Source organism: Bradyrhizobium sp. UFLA05-112 (assembly GCF_053572325.1).
This window is the reverse complement of record NZ_JBANBK010000178.1, coordinates 1-4,183: the sequence shown is the minus strand read 5'-3', so window position 1 is coordinate 4,183 and position 4,183 is coordinate 1. Positions and strand designations below refer to the sequence as shown.

Annotated in this window: 4 protein-coding genes; 3 read left to right on the top strand and 1 reads right to left on the bottom strand. The window is 63.4% G+C overall.

Annotated elements, in window-relative coordinates; genetic code table 11:
• Positions 1-295 precede the first annotated feature (295 nt).
• Positions 296-742, bottom strand: a complete 447-nt coding sequence (locus SO180_RS42015) for a hypothetical protein (protein ID WP_449384644.1) — start codon at positions 740-742, stop codon at positions 296-298.
• 245 nt (positions 743-987) lie between these two features.
• On the opposite strand from SO180_RS42015, the gene glgC reads away from it, so the two are divergent.
• The 3 genes from glgC to SO180_RS42000 are packed head-to-tail and all read left to right on the top strand — an operon-like array spanning position 988 to position 4,017.
• A complete protein-coding gene (glgC, locus tag SO180_RS42010) occupies positions 988-2,256 on the top strand; it encodes a glucose-1-phosphate adenylyltransferase (protein ID WP_449384643.1) in 1,269 nt (422 codons plus the stop codon).
• Positions 2,247-3,701 carry a glycogen synthase GlgA gene (gene glgA / locus SO180_RS42005; protein WP_449384642.1) on the top strand — a complete coding sequence of 485 codons (1,455 nt, stop codon included), beginning with the start codon at positions 2,247-2,249 and terminating at the stop codon, positions 3,699-3,701. Before glgC ends, glgA begins: the two co-directional genes overlap by 10 nt.
• 55 nt (positions 3,702-3,756) lie before the next feature.
• Positions 3,757-4,017: a SemiSWEET transporter gene (locus SO180_RS42000; RefSeq protein WP_449384641.1), complete on the top strand. Its 261-nt coding sequence runs from the start codon at positions 3,757-3,759 to the stop codon at positions 4,015-4,017.
• The last annotated feature ends 166 nt before the right edge of the window (positions 4,018-4,183 follow it).

Here is a 4,183-nt window from a genome sequence, read left to right as displayed (position 1 = left end):
GCTGCACCTGGCCGGCCATGACAGCACCGGCGAGCGAACAGGCTATTGCCGTTTTCCAGATACTCATCACCTTGCTCCCTGTCTGACATTTCGTTTGGCAAAAGGGTCGCACGCCGCATGATCCGGCATCTTTGCGCTGAATCAAAGCATCCGTTTGCGTGCACCGCACAAGGCATCCCGGCGCGTCGTCGATCCCGACCGCCTCAAATCCCAGAAAGCCGGCACGGATCGTCCCAGCTCTGCATCGAGCGCTGAAATGCCGCAGGACCAACGCCGGCAAGCGCGCTCGAAGCGGCTACTTCGTCCTCACGCCCGGATCGGTCGCCGATGCCACGAGATCGCCCGCCTCGCGGCTGCCATGCGTAAACCAGCTCTGGTGCAGATCGACGTTTCTGAGCGTGCCCGAGCCGAGCAGGCAGCCAGCCGCCGTCGGGACCACGACGAAATCATTGCCGAAGGCGAGCACGTCGATGCGATAGCTGTGCGTCCCCGCATCGACGATCTCCCAGCGGCCCTGCAGCAGCTGCGCATGGCGATCGCTCCTGGCGATGGCGGTGCCGTTCTCCTTCAATGACAGGGCCCACGCCCCGTCGAAGGAGGCGGTCTCCGCGCAGGGCGAGAGGACCTGCCAGGCCTCGGCGAGATCGCGTTGCTGTACGGGGTGATCCGGGGTGCCGGTCAGGTAAGCCAGCCCAACTGAAAGCAGTCGCAGCAGGCCAAACATCTCGTTGGCGCAGGGCATCGTATAAATCCAAAAAATATGAAAGCGATCTGAAATACCCCGCAACCTACCACCCTTTCGGGTCGATCGGGAAGACTTGGCAAGCGAAAAAGCCGAGCCGCAGGGCGGCCACGACCTATGGCAACCAACAGGGCACTTTCCGAATTGTTATCCGTGCCGCTAGAATTCTGCTTCGATGCAGGCGCCACCGGCTTCCCGCGAGGGAAATTTCGGGGCGATAAAAACGGGGCCCCCGGGAGGACAGAATGAACCGTGTTGGAAATGAGCCACTCGCGCGCCAGGCCCTGGCCTTCGTTCTCGCCGGCGGACGAGGAAGCCGTCTTCTCGAACTGACCGACCGGCGTGCCAAGCCGGCGGTCTATTTCGGCGGCAAATCCCGCATCATCGACTTCGCGCTGTCGAACGCCGTGAACTCCGGCATCCGCCGCATCGCGGTCGCCACCCAATACAAGGCCCACAGCCTGATCCGGCATCTTCAGATGGGCTGGAACTTCTTCCGGCCCGAGCGCAACGAGAGCTTCGACATCCTGCCGGCGAGCCAGCGCGTCTCGGAGACGATGTGGTATGTCGGCACGGCCGATGCCGTCTACCAGAACATCGACATCATCGAGTCGCACGGCGCACGCTTCATCGTGGTGCTCGCCGGCGATCACATCTACAAGATGGATTACGAGGTGATGCTGCGGCAGCACGTCGACAGTCGCGCCGACGTCACCGTCGGCTGCCTCGAAATGCCACGCGCGGAATCCAGCGGCTTCGGCATCATGCATATCGACGAAAACGGCATCATCCAGTCCTTCCTCGAGAAGCCGAAAGACCCGCCGCCGATGCCCGGCAAGCCCGACATGTCGCTCGCCAGCATGGGCATCTACGTCTTCGACGCCAAGTTCCTGTACGAGGAGCTGAAGCGTGACGCCGCCGACCCGAACTCGAACCATGATTTCGGCAAGGACATCATTCCCTATATCGTCAAGAACGGCCGCGCGGTGGCGCACCAGTTCTCGAGCTCGTGCGTCCGGTCCGGCGACGACCCGCGCGCCTATTGGCGAGACGTCGGCACCGTCGACGCCTACTGGGCCGCCAACATCGATCTCACCGACGTGGTGCCGGAGCTCGATCTGTTCGACCGCTCATGGCCGATCTGGTCCTATGCGGAGATCACGCCTCCCGCCAAGTTCGTGCACGACGAGGAGAGCCGGCGCGGACAGGCGGTGAGCTCGCTCGTATCGGGCGGATGCATCATCTCCGGCGCCTCGCTGCGGCGGTCGCTGCTGTTCACGGGCGTGCGCATCAACTCCTATGCCAATGTCGAGAATGCCGTGATCATGCCTTACGTGAATGTCGGCCGCGGTGCGCAGCTGCGCAACGTCGTGATCGACCGTGGCGTCGAGATTCCGGAAGGACTCATCGTCGGTGAGGATCCGGAGCTCGACGAAAAACGGTTCCGCACCACCGAACAGGGCGTCTCGCTCATTACCCAGCCGATGATCGACAGGCTGAACGCATGGCGTTGACGCGCGTTCTCGCGGTCGCATCGGAAATCTATCCGATCATCAAGACCGGCGGCCTTGCCGATGTCGCCGGCGCGCTGCCGGTCGCATTGAAAGCCCATGACGTCGAGATGCGGACGCTGCTGCCGGGTTATCCGGCCGTCTTGCGGGCCTTGCCGAAGACGGAGGAAATCCGGCGCTGGCCGGATTATTTCGGTGGGCCTGCGCGCCTGCTCGCGGGTACACATGACGAGCTCGACCTCTTCGTGCTCGACGCACCACATCTCTACGAGCGGCCGGGCAACCCTTACGTCACCGCGGAGGGGACCGACTGGCCCGACAACGGCGTGCGCTTTGCGGCGCTGTCGCGCGTCGCCGCCGATATCGGCCTCGGCCTCGTCCCTTCGTTCGTACCTGACGTCGTGCATGCGCACGACTGGCAGGCGGGATTGCTACCAGCCTATCTGCACTATGCCGGCGGTCCCCGCCCGGGGACCGTGATGACCATTCACAACATGGCCTATCAAGGCAAGTTCGCCTACGAGATGCTTGCTTCGTTCGGCCTGCCGCCGGACTCCTTCAGCCTCAGCGGCGTCGAATATTTTGGCGGGATCAGCTTCCTGAAGGCCGGCTTGCAGTTCGCTGACCGCATCACAACGGTGTCGCCGACCTACGCACGGGAGATTCAGGGTGACGAGGGCGGCATGGGACTCGGCGGCCTCTTGCGCGAACGCTCCGGCGTGCTCAGCGGGATCTTGAACGGCATCGATATCGACGTCTGGAATCCCGAGACCGACCCGCACATCGCCCATCGCTTTGGCGCCAAGGAGCTGCAAGTTCGGACCGCCAACAAGGCAGCGCTGCAGAAGCAGTTCAATCTCACGCCGTCGGCGAATGCGCTTCTGCTCGGCGTGATCAGCCGGCTGTCCTGGCAGAAGGGTCTCGATCTCCTGCTCGAAATCATTCCGACGATTCTTGGCGAAGGCATGCAGCTCGCGCTGCTCGGCAGCGGCGATGCGGACCTCCAGGACCGCTATCTGGCCGCGGCACGCGCCCATCCCGGGCGCATCGGCGTCGTGATCGGCTATGATGAGATCCTTGCCCACCTCATCCAGGCGGGCTCCGACGCGCTCCTCGTGCCGTCGCGGTTCGAGCCGTGCGGTCTCACCCAGCTCTGTGCGCTTCGTTATGGCGCCGTGCCGGTCGTCTCGCGCGTCGGCGGGCTTGCGGACACGGTGGTCGACATCGGCGAGGCCGATAGCAGCGGCCACGACGCGACCGGATTCAAGTTCGGGCCGGTGACGGCGGAGGGGCTCGCCGCCGCGCTGCGCAAGGCGAACCTCGCCTTCCATGACCGTTTGACCTGGCGCAGGCTGCAACTGAGCGGCATGACGACCGACGTCTCCTGGCGCAACCGGGCGGGCGACTATGCGGCGCTCTATCGCACGATCATGGCAGCCCGCCGGTAATGATGGGTCAACAGACGCATTTCCATCAACGAATCCGTGCTATAGGGCGGCCACCATGGAACCGCTCATCGTTAAGCTGCTCGGGTTCGCTGCGGCAACCTGCACGACCCTCGCCTACACACCGCAATTCATCAAGGTCTGGAAGACCCGCTCGACCGAGGACATCTCGCTCGGCATGTTCCTCGCGATGCTGCTCGGGCTTGCACTCTGGCTGATCTACGGCCTGCTCTCCGGCGACGCGCCGCTGGTCGCCGCCAACGCGATCACCATGGTGCTCGCCGGCGGCATACTCGTCATGAAGCTGAAATATGGGTGAAGGTTACGCGCATCCGTAGGGCGAGTTAGCGCAGCGTAACCCGCCAGCTTTGTCGCGGCCTGATGGCGGATTACGCTAAGCTAATCCGCCCTAATCTTACTGTGTCATAAAATCATCCGCACGGTACGTCTTTGGATGAGAGCAGTACAGCACGGACATCGTCGCA

What these genes read in the sequence shown, in the direction of transcription:
- SO180_RS42000 (WP_449384641.1), top strand. Translation starts at nt 3,757, where the DNA reads ATGGAACCGCTCATCGTTAAGCTGCTCGGGTTCGCTGCGGCAACCTGC.
- glgA (WP_449384642.1), top strand. Translation starts at nt 2,247, where the DNA reads ATGGCGTTGACGCGCGTTCTCGCGGTCGCATCGGAAATCTATCCGATC.
- SO180_RS42015 (WP_449384644.1), bottom strand. Translation starts at nt 742, where the DNA reads ATGCCCTGCGCCAACGAGATGTTTGGCCTGCTGCGACTGCTTTCAGTT.
- glgC (WP_449384643.1), top strand. Translation starts at nt 988, where the DNA reads ATGAACCGTGTTGGAAATGAGCCACTCGCGCGCCAGGCCCTGGCCTTC.